Annotated in this window: 14 protein-coding genes and 1 riboswitch; of the genes, 8 read left to right on the top strand and 6 right to left on the bottom strand. The window is 53.2% G+C overall.

Annotated features, from left to right (window positions below; translation table 11 throughout):
- Window positions 1–181 precede the first annotated feature (181 nt).
- Both CA264_RS15140 and CA264_RS15135 read left to right on the top strand, forming a co-directional pair.
- Window positions 182–919: a SpoIIAA family protein gene (locus CA264_RS15140; protein WP_025608230.1), complete on the top strand. Its 738-nt coding sequence runs from the start codon at window positions 182–184 to the stop codon at window positions 917–919.
- Between the two features lie 52 nt (window positions 920–971).
- Complete coding sequence (locus CA264_RS15135; protein ID WP_025608229.1) at window positions 972–2,030, top strand: hypothetical protein; 1,059 nt, start codon at window positions 972–974, stop codon at window positions 2,028–2,030.
- Window positions 2,031–2,111: 81 nt separating this feature from the next.
- Here the strand turns inward: CA264_RS15135 and murQ are convergent, their stop codons facing one another.
- The 4 genes from murQ to CA264_RS15115 form a co-directional block, all read right to left on the bottom strand.
- Window positions 2,112–2,936 carry an N-acetylmuramic acid 6-phosphate etherase gene (gene murQ, locus CA264_RS15130; RefSeq protein WP_025608228.1) on the bottom strand — a complete coding sequence of 275 codons (825 nt, stop codon included), beginning with the start codon at window positions 2,934–2,936 and terminating at the stop codon, window positions 2,112–2,114.
- A 91-nt stretch (window positions 2,937–3,027) separates the two neighbouring features.
- A complete protein-coding gene (locus CA264_RS15125; protein WP_025608227.1) occupies window positions 3,028–3,894 on the bottom strand; it encodes a hypothetical protein in 867 nt (288 codons plus the stop codon).
- Between the two features lie 72 nt (window positions 3,895–3,966).
- Window positions 3,967–4,227 carry a cytochrome b5 domain-containing protein gene (locus CA264_RS15120; RefSeq protein ID WP_025608226.1) on the bottom strand — a complete coding sequence of 87 codons (261 nt, stop codon included), beginning with the start codon at window positions 4,225–4,227 and terminating at the stop codon, window positions 3,967–3,969.
- Window positions 4,228–4,334: 107 nt separating this feature from the next.
- Window positions 4,335–5,501, bottom strand: a complete 1,167-nt coding sequence (locus CA264_RS15115) for a formimidoylglutamase (RefSeq protein WP_025608225.1) — start codon at window positions 5,499–5,501, stop codon at window positions 4,335–4,337.
- A 239-nt stretch (window positions 5,502–5,740) separates the two neighbouring features.
- On the opposite strand from CA264_RS15115, the gene CA264_RS15110 reads away from it, so the two are divergent.
- The 6 genes from CA264_RS15110 (at window position 5,741) to CA264_RS15085 (ending at window position 14,358) form a co-directional block, all read left to right on the top strand.
- Window positions 5,741–7,498, top strand: coding sequence for an AMP-dependent synthetase/ligase (locus CA264_RS15110; RefSeq protein WP_025608224.1), 1,758 nt, complete (start codon window positions 5,741–5,743; stop codon window positions 7,496–7,498).
- A 540-nt stretch (window positions 7,499–8,038) separates the two neighbouring features.
- Window positions 8,039–8,473: a MarR family winged helix-turn-helix transcriptional regulator gene (locus CA264_RS15105; RefSeq protein ID WP_025608223.1), complete on the top strand. Its 435-nt coding sequence runs from the start codon at window positions 8,039–8,041 to the stop codon at window positions 8,471–8,473.
- Window positions 8,474–8,497: 24 nt separating this feature from the next.
- A complete protein-coding gene (locus CA264_RS15100; RefSeq protein WP_025608222.1) occupies window positions 8,498–10,900 on the top strand; it encodes a 3-hydroxyacyl-CoA dehydrogenase/enoyl-CoA hydratase family protein in 2,403 nt (800 codons plus the stop codon).
- A gap of 32 nt (window positions 10,901–10,932) precedes the next feature.
- Window positions 10,933–12,111, top strand: coding sequence for a thiolase family protein (locus CA264_RS15095; RefSeq protein WP_025608221.1), 1,179 nt, complete (start codon window positions 10,933–10,935; stop codon window positions 12,109–12,111).
- A gap of 37 nt (window positions 12,112–12,148) precedes the next feature.
- Window positions 12,149–12,508 (top strand): four helix bundle protein, encoded by a 360-nt coding sequence (locus CA264_RS15090; protein ID WP_025608220.1) that lies wholly within the window; start codon window positions 12,149–12,151, stop codon window positions 12,506–12,508.
- Between the two features lie 59 nt (window positions 12,509–12,567).
- Complete coding sequence (locus CA264_RS15085; protein ID WP_025608219.1) at window positions 12,568–14,358, top strand: acyl-CoA dehydrogenase family protein; 1,791 nt, start codon at window positions 12,568–12,570, stop codon at window positions 14,356–14,358.
- Between the two features lie 153 nt (window positions 14,359–14,511).
- Here CA264_RS15085 and CA264_RS15080 read toward each other — a convergent pair whose 3' ends face one another.
- Both CA264_RS15080 and CA264_RS15075 read right to left on the bottom strand, forming a co-directional pair.
- Window positions 14,512–15,966 (bottom strand): hypothetical protein, encoded by a 1,455-nt coding sequence (locus tag CA264_RS15080; RefSeq protein ID WP_025608218.1) that lies wholly within the window; start codon window positions 15,964–15,966, stop codon window positions 14,512–14,514.
- A gap of 758 nt (window positions 15,967–16,724) precedes the next feature.
- Entirely contained in the window at window positions 16,725–17,126 is a 402-nt protein-coding gene (locus CA264_RS15075; RefSeq protein WP_025608217.1) for an acyl-CoA thioesterase, read from the bottom strand.
- A 233-nt stretch (window positions 17,127–17,359) separates the two neighbouring features.
- A riboswitch (cobalamin riboswitch) is annotated at window positions 17,360–17,554 on the bottom strand.
- Between the last annotated feature and the right edge of the window lie 458 nt (window positions 17,555–18,012).

The raw sequence follows: 18,012 nt of genomic DNA, 5'->3' as shown, positions 1-18,012 counted from the left end.
ACAAAAATATGATATAAAAAGTGGCCAGCCCAGGCAAATTTGTAGTATAAGTCCTGAAGCAGGAAACAGTTCTTGGCTTGCTGCGGTATTGAAAGAAAAGGCATTGCCTGAAATAAGAGCCAGCCGGCTTGGCTGCAGTGCAGGTGCAGTAGTTAAGACAAACCTAATCTTTCCGGGAAGTATGATTTCGACAGTTCATTTTGAGGAAGAAAATATCGCAGGCTTCCATCTGCAGCATTACATTGACGATTCGGGAATGCGCGCACTGGTGCATGAGATGGAGGAAAAAGCCAGCCGCGCTGACAGCGTGTCCCTGTACTTTGTGTTCGAGAACTTCGGTGACTGGGATAGCGTACAGTCTTTTTTCGATACGCTGAAGCTACGGTTTAACAACTGGGGCAAAATAGCCCGCTATGCCATTGTAACAGACAAGGCCTGGGTGAAGAAGCAGTCGAGGCTGGCCAACTTCCTGACGCCCCACTTTGAGGTAAGGGCCTTTGGCATGGCCGACAAGGAGCAGGCGCTGGCGTGGCTCAAGCAACCCGCCGCCAATGCCGGTAACCCCGGTATTGCGGTGCTGGAGGCAATGCCGGACCATGTGGTGGGGCTCGCCACCATCGGCCAGCTCACCTCGTCAGACTACCACACCATAGACCACCTGCTGGAGGAGCACGTGCAGCAGAACCGCGATCTGCGGCTGTACCTGGAGGTGCTGCACCCGAACGGCACCACGCCCGCAGGCATGTGGGAAGAGCTGCGGCACGGCGTGAAGTACCACGGCAAGTTTAGCAAGGTAGCCATCGCCGGCCACGAAGACTGGCTGCAGAAGGCGCAAGGCGGGGAGGGCGCGGCCTCCGACACCAACATGAAATTATTTAAGCTGGATGAGCGCGACACGGCTATCGACTGGCTGCGCTAGCGGTAGGCAGGCGCTGCGCTTCTGGCTATGCAACACACCCTTTATTCGTATTATGCCTGTTAAAACACTATTTCACTGTTTACCACTGCTCTTTCTGCTTTCCTTTTTCCGGCACACCGCTTTGGGGCAGGAGGTGCCGGACTATACCCGCGTATACCACCCGGTGATAAACCAGGCGGAGCTGCGCATTGTAGAGAAGGACTATCAGCAGGCGCTGGAGGCGTACAAGCAAGCCTTTGCCTCCGTGCCCTCCCCGTTTGCCCGCGATTACTATAACGCCGCTGTTACAGCGCTGCTGCTGCATGAGCGGAAGGAAACGTTCCGGTACCTGGAGGGGCTGGTAAAGAAGGGGGTAAGCCTGGAGTACCTGGAGCGGCAGCCGGTGTTCGACTCGCTGCGGACCACCAGGCACTGGCGCAAGTTTGCGCGCAAGTACCCCAAGCGCCGCCGAAAGTACGACGAGCGCTTTAACCAGGAGCTCCGCGCCGACCTGGACGAACTGTACGCCCGCGACCAGTACTTTAGAGAGGCCGAAGGCGGCTGGCGTGTGCACGGCGACACGATTAAGCAGATAGAGGTTGCCAACACAGCGAAGCTGCTCGACTGGATCGAAACGTACGGGTACCCCGGCGAGGATCAGATAGGAGTGGCCGACACGCTGGAGCAGCTGCCCCGCTTTAGTATCGTGATTGTGCGGCAAACGCTGGCCCGCAAAGGCTACGACTTTTCCGACGTGCTCACCAAGGCCGTGCAGCAGGGGCGCATCGCGCCGCAGCCCGTTGCCTACCTGCTGGACCAGCAGGCCGGGCGCAACAAGTACGGCTCCCGCGCCTATGTGCGTGTCAACTGCACGAAATGCTCCGAAAGCGAGGAAATGAAAAAGCTGGGGGACTTCCTGGTCAGGAAGCTGGAGGAGGAAGAGTTGCAGCGCATTGATGCACGCCGGCAGGAGCTGGGGCTGGAGCCGCTGTGGGAATACCAGCGCAAAATCAGGCACAATGCCGCCGACGATCGCTTTAAACTAAACTACACCTGGTCTGTGGCAAACTTTCAGGTGCCAAGCAACGAGGCGGCGAAAGTGCTGCTGGATGGGCTGACCCTGGCAGAATAGCGCAGCAATGTGAGTATGCAAGTATAAAAAGAGCCGGAGTTTGTCGCTCCGGCTCTTTCTGCTTATTGTCTTGGTTGCGGTTTACAGCACCTGGTGCTCATTCCCGTTCCGGAAAGCGTCTACGGCGGCGCGCACGCTGCCATACTTTTGGAGCAGGGCTCCCGCCTCTTCCCGGCCTATCTCCAGCTCTTCCATCACCATGCGCGTGCCCCGATCCACCAGCTTGTGGTTCGAGAGCTGCATGTCTACCATCTTGTTGCCTTTTACGCGGCCCAGCTTTATCATTGTGGAGGTGGTCAGCATGTTCAGCGCCAGCTTCTGCCCGGTGCCGGCCTTCATGCGGGTGCTGCCCGTCACAAATTCAGGCCCTGTTACCACCTCCACCGGAAACTCGGCGGCGGCGGCCACGGCACTACCGGCGTTGCAGACAACGCACCCCGTCGCGATACCGCGCTCGCGGCAGGCGTTCAGCCCTCCGATAACATATGGCGTGCGGCCCGAGGCAGCGATGCCCACCACGATGTCCTTCTCATTGATGTTATGCTCCTGCAGGTCTTTCCAGGCCTGCTCCGGGTCGTCTTCCGCAAACTCCACCGCCTTACGGATGGCCACATCGCCGCCAGCCATAATGCCTACCACCATGCCGTGCGGTACGCCATAGGTAGGAGGGCACTCAGAGGCGTCCACAATGCCCAGGCGGCCACTGGTGCCGGCACCGATGTAGAACAGGCGGCCGCCCTGCTGGAGGCGTTCCACGGTGGCGTTAACCAGTTTTTCTATCTGTGGGATGGCTTTTTCAACAGCCAGTGGTACGGTTTTATCTTCCCGGTTGATGTTTTCGAGCAGCTCGCGCACGCTCATTTTGTCCAGGCCGTCGTAGTTAGATGCAGATTCGGTAGTAGACACGTTAAGGAATTATGAGTTATGAATGATGAATACGGTAACAGCAAACCCGACGTACAGGAGCACCTGCGGTTCAGGTTTGCCAGGGCCGCTGTTATTTAGGAGCGCCGAAAGACTGTAGCAGTTCCTGGTGGTACTTGATCAGGCCTTCGCTCGGGCTTTGGATAATGGTTTCCACGTGGAGCCCGTACTTTTTGGCCACCTGTCTCAGGATGTCGCCGAAGTAGTAGGCGATGGAGCCCACAAAATTTACCGGCAGTGTTTGATGGCCCGGGTACTTTACTACGTGGCGCTCGAAGAACTCAGAGAAGTTCTCGTAGATCATGCCATGGATGACGGGGTGCTTCTGCTTCTCGTGCATAAACTTGGCGAACGTGGCCATGTAGCGGCTCGGGATGGAGGAGTTGTACAGGGTATCCAGGATGCCGTCCTTGGTGAGGTTGTAGGTGTTCTTCAGCGACAGCGCCAGGTCTTCCGGAAGCTCACGGTACAGGTAGGCCTTTATCAGCAGCTTACCCATAAAGGCGCCGCTGCCCTCGTCGCCCAGCAAAAAGCCCAGCGACGGTACGTTGTCTGTTATTACGGCACCGTCATACAGGCAGGTGTTGGACCCCGTGCCCAGGATGCAGGCAATGCCCGGCTTGTGGCCGCACAGCGCGCGTGCTGCGCTCAGCAGGTCGTGGTCCACGTGTATCTCGCTTGCGGGGAAGGCAATGCGCAGGGCATCCTCCACGCGCTTGTTGCGCTCCTGAGAACTGCATCCCGCTCCGTAGTAATAGATAGCCGTTGGCTGCTCCTCGTTTAGCTGTGGCAGTAGTACGTCGTGCAGTTCTTTGTAAATCTCGTCCGCCTCCTGGTACATCGGGTTAAACCCGGCCGTCTGTGCCTGGCCCAGCACACTGTCGGCAGTAATCATGCGCCAGTCTGTCTTTGTTGAGCCGCTATCAGCTATTAATATCATGGTGTATAAGTAGTTTGATTTAAGTTCGATCTTAAGCGTAGTCCCAATATACGACTTTATTCCGAAGGCTTCTTACTCCTGCCGGGGCAGGTAAACCGAATTCTTCACGAGGCCCACGGCCTCAAATTTATCAAAAACGTTGGCATTGTGCGGTGCATCCTGTAATTCTTCCGTCAGGTCTTGCCCCGCCCAGTGCTCATAATGCTTGCCGTCGCGCCACAGCCTGGACTTCCTTACATCGTAAATCACCCCAAGGTACGCCACCCAAATCTCCTCGCGATCCTGCCCGTTTCGCAGCGCCAGCTGCTGCAGGGTGTACTCTGGTAATGCCATAGGTTAACAGCTTTGGTATGTTACGGCAGGGCGCAAACAGCAGCTTTACCCCGGCATGGGGCGCCGCTGCACGGCCCTGCAATTTCCAAAACTACAGATTTTTCACGTTACCCGATCCGCGCCTGGGTCAGTATCCAACGGTTGGGCACCTCGCCCTTGGTGGCCTGCAGGTAATCTTCGTAGCTGCAGGGCACAATGCGGCTGCCCTTCTCAGAGCTGAGCGGCTCCACCTCCAGCCACCATTTCTCACTGTTCTTGCTTTTGTAGAAGATCATGCGGTCGGGGTTGTCCTCGGCAAAGGCCACAGCATACTTTGTGAAGTGCTTGCTGCTGAAGTTTGTTTCGTTTTTGCGGTGATAGAAGCCTTCTACGAAGTACCAGATCATGGTCGCCACCGTCATGGCGGTTAGCTCGCGCTCGTCCAGCTCAGGGTTATACTCATAGATGCCCAAAGAGGTTAGCGTATCGTTCAGCCCCGCGTACCAGCAGATCTGGCAGGCCTCCTCTCCGGTCAGGCCAAAGGGGTTAACGGGCTCGCAGGCCGGCGCGTCCTGGTGGCGGATGGCCGATATGTCGAACGTTAGCAGGTCCGCCACGCGCACCACCGGCTCCATCTCCTGCACATTGCGGTGCACCTCGCCCACCCGGTAGGCCTCAAAGTGCATTTTTTCGAAGGTGCCCATCACCTCCGGCTCCACCAGGTACGACTGGTAGCCGATCTGCCCGAGGCTGAAAAGGTAGTTGGGCTCGTGCATGAGAATCTGGCGCAGCTGCTTTTTATTAGGCGGGGCGAGGGTGTCCTCGGTCATGTCCACGCTGCTGTCCACGGTAACCATGTTCACCACGCGGTCCAGGTGCTCGTAGCCCATAAACTGCCCGTACTCCAGGTCTTGCGAACCGCCGATGATGACCGGGATGGTGTTGTGGGAGATGAGCACTTCCACAATCTCCTTCAGGCGCAGGTAGGTGTCCTCGAGCGTAATGCCGGGGCGCAGGTTGCCCAGGTCCACCAGCTGGCAGCGGCCGGAGCCTTTGTTCAGGCTGTAGAGTTTGCGGCGCACCAGGCGGGCCGGGGCCTCGGTGGTGCTGGGCTCGCTTTGCTCCTCGCTGTTGCGGCCCCTGGTCTCGTTCACGCCCAGGATGGCGATGTCGGCGGAGCGCCAGTCGGGGAACTTGCTGACGAAGCGCGAAATATAGGAGCCCAGCGTGCGCGGTTTGTTCAGCGGGGCAAATATGTCTTCGTTTAGCGGCTCAAAAAATATAGACAGGTTCATAGTGGCTTTCTCGGGTTAGCTTAACTTGCTCCTTACTTAGCAGCTGTACTTAACCGTTTAAGCGGTTATGGCCGTAAGTATGAAGGTATAAATATAAGACATGAGAAATATTATTAAGGACCACCATGGCAGAATTCAAAAAAAATAATTAAAATGCACCAACAAGAGGTGGTCTACTCCTCTTTTTTACCTTTTCCGGCAGCTATCTATACGTATCACACTTGTCTAACACACACACCATGAACATAACCCGAACTTTAGACCTTTTGCCCCTTCAGCTGCAGCAGTTTCCGAAGGCTGACTGTTTGGCTGCCAAAGTAAACGGTACCTGGCAAAAGCACAGCACCCAGCAAGTGCAGGAGTACGCAAACCAACTGAGCCTGGGCTTGCTGAAACTGGGCTTAGGGAAAGACGATAAAGTAGCCATTATTTCCTTTAACCGGCCGGAGTGGGTTTTTGCGGATTTTGGCATTCAGCAGATCGGCGCCATCAGCGTGCCGATGTACCCGACTATAACAGAAGAAGATTACCGCTATATTTTTAACGATGCCGAGGTAAAGGTGATTTTTGTTGCCGATGCCAGCCTGTACAACAAGGTGGTGGCGGCTACCGAGGGCATGGAAGGCATCAAGGAAATCTACACGTTTGACAAAATACAGGGAGCCAAGCACTGGTCAGAGGTGCTGGAACTGGGCAAAGGCGAGGACGTGCAGCAACTGGAGCCGCTGAAGGCCGCTGTGCAGCCCGACGACGTGCTGACGATTATCTACACTTCCGGCACCACCGGTAACCCGAAAGGCGTTATGCTGACGCACCGCAACCTGGTGAGCAACTTTGAGGGAGCCTTCCCTTACGTGCCTGTTAACCAGAACCACCGTGCGCTGAGCTTCCTGCCGCTTTGCCACATTTTTGAGCGCATGCTGCTGTATCTGTACTTCAGAGCCGGTGTGTCTATCTACTATGCCGAGAGTATCGAGAAAGTCGCCGAGAACCTGAAGGAGGTGAAGCCGCACGTGTTTACCACGGTGCCGCGCCTGCTGGAGAAGGTGTACGACAAGATTGTGGCGACCGGTATGGAACTGACAGGCGTGAAGCGCCGGCTGTTTTTCTGGGCGCTGGAGCTTGGTTTGAAGTACGATACCCAAAAGGACCAGGGCTGGTGGTATAACAAGCAACTTGACCTGGCGAACAAGATCATATTCAGCAAGTGGCGCGAGGCCCTGGGCGGCAATGTCATTGCCATCGTATCAGGCGGGGCGGCTCTGCAGCCGCGCCTGGCCCGCGTGTTCTGGTCTGCCCATATCCGCGTGATGGAAGGCTACGGGCTTACAGAAACGTCTCCGGTGATTTCGGTTAACCGCTATGAGCCCGAGAACAACATGATCGGCACAGTGGGTATGGCGATTGATGGCGTGGAGATCAAAATCGCTGAAGACGGCGAAATACTGACCCGCGGCCCGCATGTGATGAAAGGCTACTACAAAAAGCCGGACCTGACGGATGAAGCGATCGATAAGGACGGCTGGTTCCACACCGGTGATATCGGCGAAATGGTAGAGGGCAAGTACCTCAAGATCACAGACCGCAAGAAGGAGATGTTTAAAACGTCGGGCGGGAAGTATGTGGCGCCGCAGCCAATCGAGAACAAGCTAAAGGAGTCGGTGGTGATAGAGCAGGTGATGATTGTCGGCGAGGGCCGCAAGTACGCCTCTGCGCTCATCGTCCCATCGTTCGTCGGTTTGCAGGACTGGGCTACCCACAAGGGCATTAAGTATACTTCGGATGTGGAGATGATTAAGCACCCAGAGGTGCTTGAGAAGTTCCAGCGCGAGGTAGAGAAGACCAACGAAGGGCTGGCGCAGTACGAAACCATCAAGAAGTTCACGCTTATCCCGAATATGTGGACGGTAGAGAGCGGGGAACTGACGCCAACCCTGAAGGTGAAGCGCAAGGTCATCAAGGAGAACTACCACGACGTGATCGAGAGTATGTATTAACGGCCATGTAGGGCGAACGCTGGTAACCGCGTTTCGTGAAGCTGGTTTATCTCCCTGGGAAGCTCCTGCGCCAGTTGCAGGAACATCCCAGGGGGATTTTTTTTGCTCGTACCCCACTACTATATAAACCGCCGCTTCCTGGTTCTCCGGAAGCTTTGCCGGCTGCTGCGTTTGCCCCGCCTGTTTCCTGCGCTGCCACTGCAGCAAAAGAACTGGCATTAGTTTCGGACGGGAGGCTTGCCTGCTGCCACAGTTATGAAGCCTCTTAACTGTAAGTATAAGCGCCCTTTACCTGCTGCTCTAGAGGCAGAAATCTGCTGCTTAAGGCCCTATCCCTCAACGGCAAGGACTTTTTTGTGCCCTTGCCGAACTTTCTGGGAGGATAGTAAATCCCATCCGCCGGATTATAGTATAACTATATCTGTACCTCTTATAACATTACCTCCTGCGGCTGTACCTGGAGGGGAAATAAAAAAAATGTCAGAAAAGGTATGCAAGCATAACATTATTTGTTATATTTGGTATACACCAGTACAGATGATGAAGCCGGAAGAAACAGTAGACTATCACTTTAAAGTATGTTGGCATGCCATCTCCCGCATGTACAACGCTGAGGCCGTTCAGAACGATATTACAACCTCCATTGGGTTTGTACTGTTGAATGTAGACCAACAGAAAGGCACCCCCGCCACCAAAATAGCATCCCTGCTTGGGCTGGAGGCGCGCAGCCTCACCCGCATCCTGAAAAGCATGGAAGAGCAAGGACTTATCTATAAGGTGTCGGACCCCAGCGACAAGCGCCTGGTGCGCATTTTCCTGACGGAAAAAGGGCTGGAGAAAAAGGAAGTGTCGCGGCAAACGGTAAAGCAATTTAACCTGAAGGTGCGCGAGGAGATACCGCAGAAAGACCTGGATGTGTTTTTTAAAGTATGCGAGCGCATACAGGGAATGATCGAAAACAAGGAAATATTTTAACCCATAGACAACTATAGCTATTCTATGAAAAGAATAATTAAGAAAGTAGCGGTGCTAGGCTCCGGAGTGATGGGCTCCAGAATTGCCTGTCACTTTGCTAATATCGGGGTGCAGGTGCTGCTGCTCGACATCGTGCCGAAAGAGCTAACACCTGACGAAGAGAAAAAAGGCCTGACGCTGGAAAGCAAAGCCGTACGCAACCGCCTGGTAAACGGGCACCTGCAGGCAGCTATTAACTCCAACCCGTCGCCGCTTTACCGCAAGTCCGATGCAAGCCTGATCACAACAGGTAACTTCGAAGATGATATGAAGGACATCGCCACCGCCGACTGGACCATTGAGGTGGTAGTGGAGAATCTGAAAGTAAAGAAAATCGTGTACGACCAGGTGGAGCAACACCGCAAGCCGGGTACACTTATTTCCTCTAATACATCGGGCATTCCAATCCACCTGATGCTGGAAGGTCGCTCCGACGATTTTAAGAAGCACTTCTGCGGTACGCACTTCTTTAACCCGCCGCGCTACCTGAAACTGCTGGAGATTATACCTACACCAGAGACAGACAGTGAGGTAGTAGACTTCCTGATGCACTACGGTGATTTATACTTGGGTAAGACTACCGTATTAGCAAAAGATACGCCTGCCTTTATCGCAAACCGTGTGGGTATCTATGGCATCATGCAGACGCTGAAGGCTATGGAGAAAACAGGTCTGACCATAGATGAAGTGGATAAAATCACGGGTCCTATTGTTGGTCGTCCGAAGTCTGCCACGTTCCGCACGCTGGACGTAGTTGGTCTGGATACCACTGTAAATGTAGCCAACGGCTTGTACCAGTCCGGCGAGAACGATGAGTCGCGCGACCTGTTCCAGATTCCGGGCTATGTGCAGCAGATGGTGGAGAACAAGTGGCTGGGTGATAAAACCGGCCAGGGCTTCTACAAAAAGACCAAAGACGCCAAAGGCAAAACCGAGATACTGACGCTGGACCTGAACACGATGGAGTACGGGCCGAAGCAGAAGGTGAAGTTCCAGAGCCTGGAGGTGCTGAAGCCAATCGATGATCTGAAGAAGCGCATCAAAGTTTTCTCCGGCCAGTCTGATAAGGCAGCACAGTTCTTCAACGAGACGCTGTTCGGCCTGTTCCAGTACGTTTCTAACCGTATTCCGGAAATCTCCGATGAACTGTACCGCATCGACGATGCCCTGCGTGCCGGCTTTGGCTGGGAGCTTGGTCCGTTTGAGTACTGGGATGCCATCGGTGCCCGCGAAGGTGTGCAGCGTATGACAGAAGCCGGCTATAAGCCTGCTGCCTGGGTGGAAGAAATGCTGAACAATGGCAAGGAGTCCTTCTACATCGTAGAAAACGGCACACGCCGCTACTACGACATCAACACAAAAGAATACAAAGCCATACCAGGTGCCGAGAACTTTATCATCCTCAACAACCTGCGTGAGAACAAGGTTGTCTGGAAAAACAGCGGAGCCTCCCTTATTGACTTAGGTGACGGTATCCTGAACGTGGAGTTCCATACCAAGATGAATACTATTGGCGGCGATGTGATCATGGCCCTGAACAAAGGTATTGATCTCGCTGAGAAAGATTTCCGTGGCATGGTAGTGGGCAACGATGCCGCTAATTTCTCTGCCGGAGCCAACGTTGGCCTTATCTACATGTATGCGCTGGATCAGGATTACGATGAGCTGAACATGATCATCCGCCAGTTCCAGAACACCATGATGCGCATGCGCTATTCGGGTATACCGGTAGTAGGTGCTCCGCATGGCCTTACCCTGGGCGGCGGCTGTGAGCTGAACCTGCATTGCGACCACATCCAGGCATCTGCCGAGACTTACATGGGCTTGGTAGAGTTTGGTGTAGGCCTGATACCAGGCGGTGGCGGTACAAAAGAGATGACGCTTCGTGCAGCCGATATGTATGCCGACGGCGACATTGAGTACAACGACCTGAAGAACGTGTTCCTGAACATTGGTATGGCTAAGGTTTCTACTTCAGCTAAAGAGGCAGTAGACTTAGGCTATATGCGCAAGAGCGACGGCATCACGATCAACAGCAACCGTTTGATAGCCGATGCCAAGGCACAGGCTATACTTATGGCTGATGCGGGTTACACGAAGCCAGTGCAGCGCACCAACGTGAAGGTGCAGGGTAAAGGTGCACTAGGTATGTTCCTGACAGGTGCGAACGCCATGTTTACGGGCCGCTATATGTCTGCCCATGACCTGAAGATATCTCAGAAACTGGCTTACGTGATGTGCGGCGGTGATTTGTCTGCCCCAACGGAGGTGAGCGAGCAGTACCTGCTGGACCTGGAGCGTGAGGCGTTCCTGTCGTTGACAGGTGAGCGCAAGACACTGGAGCGCATCCAGAGCATCCTGACTACAGGCAAGCCGCTGAGAAACTAATTCTATAGTATAAACTATAAAAGAGCATCAAAATGAACAATGCATATATCGTAGCCGGATTTCGTAGCGCAGTGGGTAAAGCTGGGCGTGGCGTATTCCGGTTCACCAGACCTGATGACCTGGCCGCTGATGTCATCAAACACTTAATGGCCTCTGTGCCTGCCCTGGACCCGGAGCGCGTAGACGACCTGATTGTCGGTAACGCTGTGCCGGAAGCAGAGCAAGGCCTGCAGATTGGCCGCATGATTTCGCTGCTGGCGCTGCCAATGTCGGTAAGCGGTATGACGGTTAACCGCTACTGCGGTTCCGGTGTAGAAACCATTGCCATTGCTGCCAACCGCATTGCAGCAGGCATGGCCGACTGTATCGTGGCTGGTGGTACTGAATCGATGTCGATGGTGCCAACGGCTGGCTGGAAAACAGCGCCAAACTACAAAATTGCAAAAGAGAACCCTGACTGGTACCTGAGCATGGGCCTAACGGCCGAAGCCGTAGCCAACGACTACAATGTTTCACGTGAAGACCAGGATGAGTTTGCCTTCAAATCGCACCAAAAGGCACTGAACGCCATCGAGAAAGGCTACTTCAAAGATCAGATCGTGCCGATTACGGTTGAGGAAACTTACCTGGACGATAACGGCAAGAAGAAGACCCGCACGTATGTAGTGGATACGGACGAAGGCCCTCGTGCCGATACCTCGCTGGAGCGTTTGGCGAAACTGAAGCCGGTGTTTGCAGCAGGTGGTACGGTAACAGCCGGTAACTCCTCTCAGACATCAGACGGTGCTGCTTTTGTGGTTGTGATGAGCGAGCGCATGGTAAAAGAGCTGAACCTGGAGCCAATTGCGCGCCTGGTAAGCTACGGCACCGGCGGTGTAGACCCACGCATTATGGGCATGGGCCCAATCGCAGCCGTTCCAAAGGCGCTGAAGCAAGCGGGTTTAACGCTGAACGACATCGACCTGATCGAGATGAACGAGGCCTTTGCCGCACAGTCTATCGCTGTGATGCGTGAGCTGGACTTCAACCCGGATAAGCTGAACATCAACGGTGGTGCCATCGCACTTGGCCACCCGCTGGGCTGCTCTGGTGCCAAACTAGCCGTGCAGCTTTTCAGCGACCTGCGTCGCACCGGCGGCAAGCACGGCATCGTAACTGCCTGCGTAGGCGGCGGCCAAGGTGTAGCTGGGGTGTTTGAACTTCTTAAATAGACACAGGACACAGGATGTAAGACACAAGATTTTTCTAATGCACAATTTTAAGGAATTGATTATTTGGAAAGAGGCAATGGAGTTAGCGAAAGCAGTATACAAAGCTTCTTCCTCATTTCCTGCAAATGAAAAGTTCGGTCTTACTTCTCAAATAAACAGGTCTGCTGTGTCAGTTCCCTCAAATATTGCAGAGGGAGCAGGAAGAGGTTCTGATAAAGAGTTTAATCAGTTTCTGAATATTGCGTTGGGGTCAGCTTTTGAGTTAGAAACCCAGTTGCTCTTGGCTCAAGCTTTCGGATTCATAAATGAAGACAAGCTAAATGAGCTACTAACGCAACTCCGGAAGATTCAGAGAATGATTGATGGATTTAAGAAAAAACTAAATAAGCGAGAATAAGAGCAAGTCTTGTGTCTTGGGTCTTACGTCTTGTGTCTAAAAGATAAAAGACAATAGCAATGGAAAAATCAACTCAAAACGCTACCATCCAAGGTGGTGAATTCCTGATAAAGGAAACAAACCCGCAGGACGTATTTATACCTGCAGAATTTAATGAAGAGCAGCTGATGATGGCGCAAACCTGTAAGGATTTTGTGCGCGAAGAAGTATCTCCGCTGCTGGAGCGCCTCGATAACCACGAAGAGGGCCTGATGGAGAACCTGATGAAGAAAGCAGGTGAGCTGGGCTTGTTCGCGGTGTCTGCTCCTGAGCAGTACGGCGGCCTGAACATGGACTTTAACACGTCGCTGCTGGTAACAGAATCAGTAGGTGGTGGCCACTCGTTCCCGGTTGCTTTTGCAGCGCATACGGGTATCGGTACACTTCCAATTTTATACTTCGGTACAGAAGAGCAGAAGCAAAAGTATATTCCAAAGCTGGTTAGCGGCGAGTGGATGTCAGCTTACTGCTTAACGGAGCCAGGCTCTGGTTCTGATGCGTTGGCTGCCAAGACCAAAGCTGTTCTGAACGAGGCAGGTACACACTACATCCTGAACGGCCAGAAAATGTGGATCACGAACGCTGGCTTTGCTGATGTGTTTGTGGTGTTTGCGCAGATAGACGGTGACAAGTTTACAGGCTTTATCGTAGAGCGTGGCTTTAAAGGCGTGAGCCTGGGCAACGAAGAGCACAAAATGGGTATCAGAGGCTCCTCTACCCGCCAGGTGTTCTTCGAAGACTGCGAAGTGCCGAAAGAAAATGTGCTGGGTGAGATCGGAAAAGGCCACCTGATTGCCTTTAACATCCTGAACATTGGCCGTATCAAGCTGGGTGCTGCTACACTGGGTGCCGCTAAGAAAGTGGCAGACCTGTCGGTGAAGTATGCAAATGAGCGCCACCAGTTTAAACTGCCTATCGCCAAGTTCGGTGCCATTAAGTATAAACTGGCTGAGCAGGCAATCCGCATTTATGCAGTAGAGTCTGCGATTTACCGTGCGGGTATGGATATCTACCGCAAAGAGCAGGAACTGATGGCTGGCGGTGCAAACGAGAATGAGGCGCTGCTTGGTGCTGCCCGCGAGTTTGCCGTAGAATGCGCCATGCTGAAGGTAGAGGGCTCTGAGGTGCTGGATTATGTGGCAGACGAAGGAGTGCAGATCTACGGTGGCTACGGCTTCTCTGCCGACTACCCAATGGACCGTGCGTACCGCGACTCCCGTATCAACCGCATCTTCGAAGGTACCAACGAGATCAACCGTATGCTGACGGTAGACATGATCCTGAAAAAAGCCATGAAAGGCGAGCTTGACCTGATGGGCCCTGCCCAGGCAGTGCAGCAGGAGCTGATGGCTATTCCGGACTTTGGTGAAGAGGAGGAAGGCTTGTTCACAGCTGAGCACAAGGCGATCAAGAACCTGAAGAAAGCAATTCTGATGGTGGCCGGTACAGCAGTGCAGAAGTATATGAACTCGCTGGCCAAAGAGCAGGAAATCCTGATGAACATCGCTGACATGGCTATCAAAACGTATGTGGCAGAATCAACGCTGCTGCGCGTAGAGAAGCAGGTAGGTATGAAAGGCGAGGAAGCCGTGTCTAATGAGATCGACATTGTACGCGTAGTAGTAAACGATGCCGTTGACACTTCTTTCAAAGCTGGTAAAGAGGCCATAGCTGCCATGGCAGAAGGTGATGAGCAGCGCCTGTTGTTCATGGGCCTGAAGCGCTTCACGAAGAAAGACCTCTTCAACGCAAAAGAGGCACGCCGTCGCATCGCCGCTACGCTGATCGAGGCAAACGAGTACGTGTATTAATTTCTGACCATTTATAGTTATGAAAGGCTGTTACCCCAGGTAACAGCCTTTTTGCTTTTGTTCTTGCCGCGCTCTTCCACGGCGGCTTAGCGCAACAGTAACAAAAAAAGCGAGGCTCCGCAGCCTCGCTTTTTTTATGGGAAGTATCGTGCTTTACTTAACCTGGATATGGCTTAACTGTAGCTGGTCGGCTTTTTTGCCTGTACGCAAAACGGCTACAATGTCTTTGTCGGCTAGCCAGGCTGTAAAATCCTTAACGTAGGCTGGCCTCTTATCTTTGGCAATGTTCAGCCCCAGTGCTTTAGGGGCTGTAGCGTTACCGTTACTGGTGTTTATCTGGCGCAGGTACAAATCATACTTGCCGTTTAGCTCTTCCAGCGTAAGCAGGTTCAGCGTGTTGCCGCTCAGGTAGGAGCTGTAGGAGATGCTGGAGAAACCTTCGGAGGCAGGGGCCTGTTGCTGCTTCATCAGCACTGAGTTCCAGTCATTGTTCATGAACTGGTCATAGGCGAACAGGTGCAGCTCTTTTGCGAAGTAGGGGGCGTTCTCACCGCCTTCGGTGTACTTCTTCTCAGCGATCAGCACCAACTGCTGCTCCGGGGTCAGGAGTAGGTCTGTGAGGTAGATGTCCTGTAGCTTGCTGCTGTTGCTGCTCTTATCCAGCTCGTTTACCTGGCGCACATAGGCGGGGGTAAACTTAAACTCCTCGGCAAAAACCATGTCCTCATTCTCGAAATCATACTTCACGGCTTTCAGGCTGTGGTAGCCGTTGCCGTTCTCCTCCGCAGTGAGCACCGCGCCATAAAGCAGGCCGTTTGGCATCAGCTTAAACCTGGTGTCGCGGATATACACTTTCTGGCCATCAAACACGCCCCCCACAAGCACCGACATTACCTTGGCTTCCCTGGTGCCGGGTTTATACTGGCGCACGCTCAGGCGGTTCATCTGGTCCGAAATCAAGCTTATGTACTGCGTTCCGTCGTTGCCCAACTGGATGTCGGCTGTCAGGATGCCGGCCAGGTCGTTGAGGTTATAGTGTACCTCCTGCAGTTGCTGCAGGCTGCCGTCATACAAGGTGCCGCTGATGTCGTGTATCTGAAAGCTGTTGTCGGTATGGAAGCGGTAGGCCAGCACCCTGGAGCCGTCGGCGGACACAGAAACGCCTGCACGCCGGCCTTTGCCTGGTGCTTGCAGTAGCGCCACCGGCTGTTCTTTTTTGCCGCTCTTCAGGTTGATGCGGTGGCCCTGCAGTAACTGGTTTTGGCCGTCTTTCCGGTGCGTTACCACCAGGGCCGCCTCCTGGCTTGCTGTAAAGGCATCTATGGTTTCTCCCTCTGCCAAAGGTATTTCAGCGGTCCACTGCTTTTTCAGGTCTGCTGTGTATTTCTCCAGTGTGTACTTGCCGGCGCTGCTCCGGTTTAGCAGCACAAACTCATCTGCCCCCACTGGTATAGACTTGTGGGTGATGCGCTGGTTGTAGTGGTCTTCGCTCGCGTCGGGTTGGTAGCTAAACGCAACTGCTGCCTTTGTTTTAGACTGGGCAAGTATAGCCTGTGGCTGGCACAGCAGGCCCAGGAACAAAAGCGGTAGGATGAAATGCTTTTTCACGGTAAATACAAAGTTTATTAATGATAAACGGTGGCACAAGGTGTTAATTGTTTAACAGTACGGCTTGTGCCTGATGTGGGTATGGCGCAGCCAAATACTATACTAGGTAGGTGGTGAGATGGGTTTGTTTTTCATCAGCCCTATTTCCTATCCTGTCACTCTCATCGTCCAGCCTAATTAAGCTTCCTCTTTTCGACTTCAAGCCTCCCTTTAACAGCGTCTCTTTGCCGTTGGCTGTAACTCTAACTCCTGTTGCCCGGCTTTCTTCTTCATCCTTTTTACAAAGGCTTTCAGTTCTGTGGTAGTACAGAAAGCGTGTAAGGCAAGACAGAAGGGGTAAACCCAGGGCAATTATCTTTATGAATTCCTATAATTAAAGCCTCGTATAGCTGCGGCGCCTGTAAAGGAGTTATTTGGTAAAGCCGTACTTCCTTTTCAGACAGTAGAGTAGAGGTTTTGGCGCGGGAGTAAAGTTAGGCTTTGTTTATACTACCAAAGGCCCTGAAAAGTATTGTTTAGCTGCTTTGCAAACATCTTTGTCTGAAGTTTAACGGAGACAGTATCATCTAAACTCTGCCCTTCTTGTCGCTGTGGCAGCTAACCGTCACGGGACTACTGAATATACTACGTTTTGATAGAAAACCAGCTTTCGTAAAGGGAGAAAGTATAAATAGCCGCAGTATTAGGCCGCGGCTATTGTTTCTCGTGGAACTTGGGGTGTAAACAAGCCCGAGACAGAGCGTGGGGTTGGTGATGCCTTACGCTTGCGCCTCCTTGGCCAGGACCTGAACCGGCTGCTTGTGCTCGTCTATGGCTACAAAGGTGAAGCTGCCGCTAACGGCTTTCATGCGTGTGTCAGAATACATCTCCTCTACATAAATATCTACCTGTACCTTTAAGCTGGTGTTGCCCACGCTTGTTACCTGCCCGATTAGCTCCACGATAGTGCCTGCAGGTATAGGTTGCGTAAAATCTATTCGGTCTGAGGACACGGTAACGACCCTTTTGCGGCAGAAGCGGGTGGCTGTGATAAAGGCCACTTCGTCCATCAATTGCATGGCGGTGCCGCCAAAGAGGGTGTCGTAGTGATTGGTGGTGTTCGGGAAAACAGCTTTAAAGATGCGGGTTTCGGACTGGGCAATACGTTCTTGTAAGTTCATAAGTATACGTTTTGATTTGCTGAAGTATAGCATGCGCTGGTGCAGCAGACTGGCAGCCGGGGCTGTGGTGGCAGCATAAAGTACAACTGTGATTAGGTTGCGGCATGGCACATGGTTTATGTATGGCATGCCTGCACAAAGAGGCGGTGGAGCAGGAGTACAGCAGGGCCGTCAGCAATAGTGCTACGGCAGGTTTATACTACCCAGACCACAGGCTTTAGGCGCGAAAGCATGCGTTTATGATGTTTGTGGCAAGTATCCTGGCTTGTAACCTTGCTGCCGCCCTTCTCATCCTTCTCCCGGACAATGGGCTTATGTGGCAGCAAATCAGCGTTACTTACAGTTGCGCGTCAGCCCGTGATTCACACACGGTTCCTTTTTAAACCTACACCAAGCAAGGGTGAGGCACCGCAAACGCTGTAAAGGTAATGGTTTTGCAGGATTGAGGAACAATTATCTCAGACTGCAGCCTATTTGTGATGCCGGGGCACAAGTATACGTTTCATTGCGAGCGGCATCGCGCGGACAGATCATGACCTGTTCCTACAAAGCTTTGCAGGAGCCACGTCAGCTTTGGCTACTGAAATCGTTTCCAGTCTTTCCGCTGAGCGCCTATATGAGTTTTTCCGGTGACGAGCGCGAGCGAGGTAGCCCGAGGCATGAGTAAGAGGGCCCCTACCCCCGGCAGGAAAAGCTCCCAGCGCGATGCGGGAAGACGGGCCCTCGCGGGCATGAGCGCTCCAAAGTATAAAGTGAACCAGTAGGTATTTGGGAGCTGGAGGATGAACGGGAGCTAGAAAGAATAGCTAGGTTGAAGATGCAAAAACAGAGGCAGCCAACGGCACAAGTGGACGCTTGCGCCAGCAAGGTACACGTTTAGCCAGGG

It is taken from the genome of Pontibacter actiniarum (genome assembly GCF_003585765.1).
GTDB lineage: Bacteria > Bacteroidota > Bacteroidia > Cytophagales > Hymenobacteraceae > Pontibacter > Pontibacter actiniarum.
Note: the sequence above shows the minus strand (reverse complement) of the source record. Positions and strands in the feature narration are given on the sequence as shown.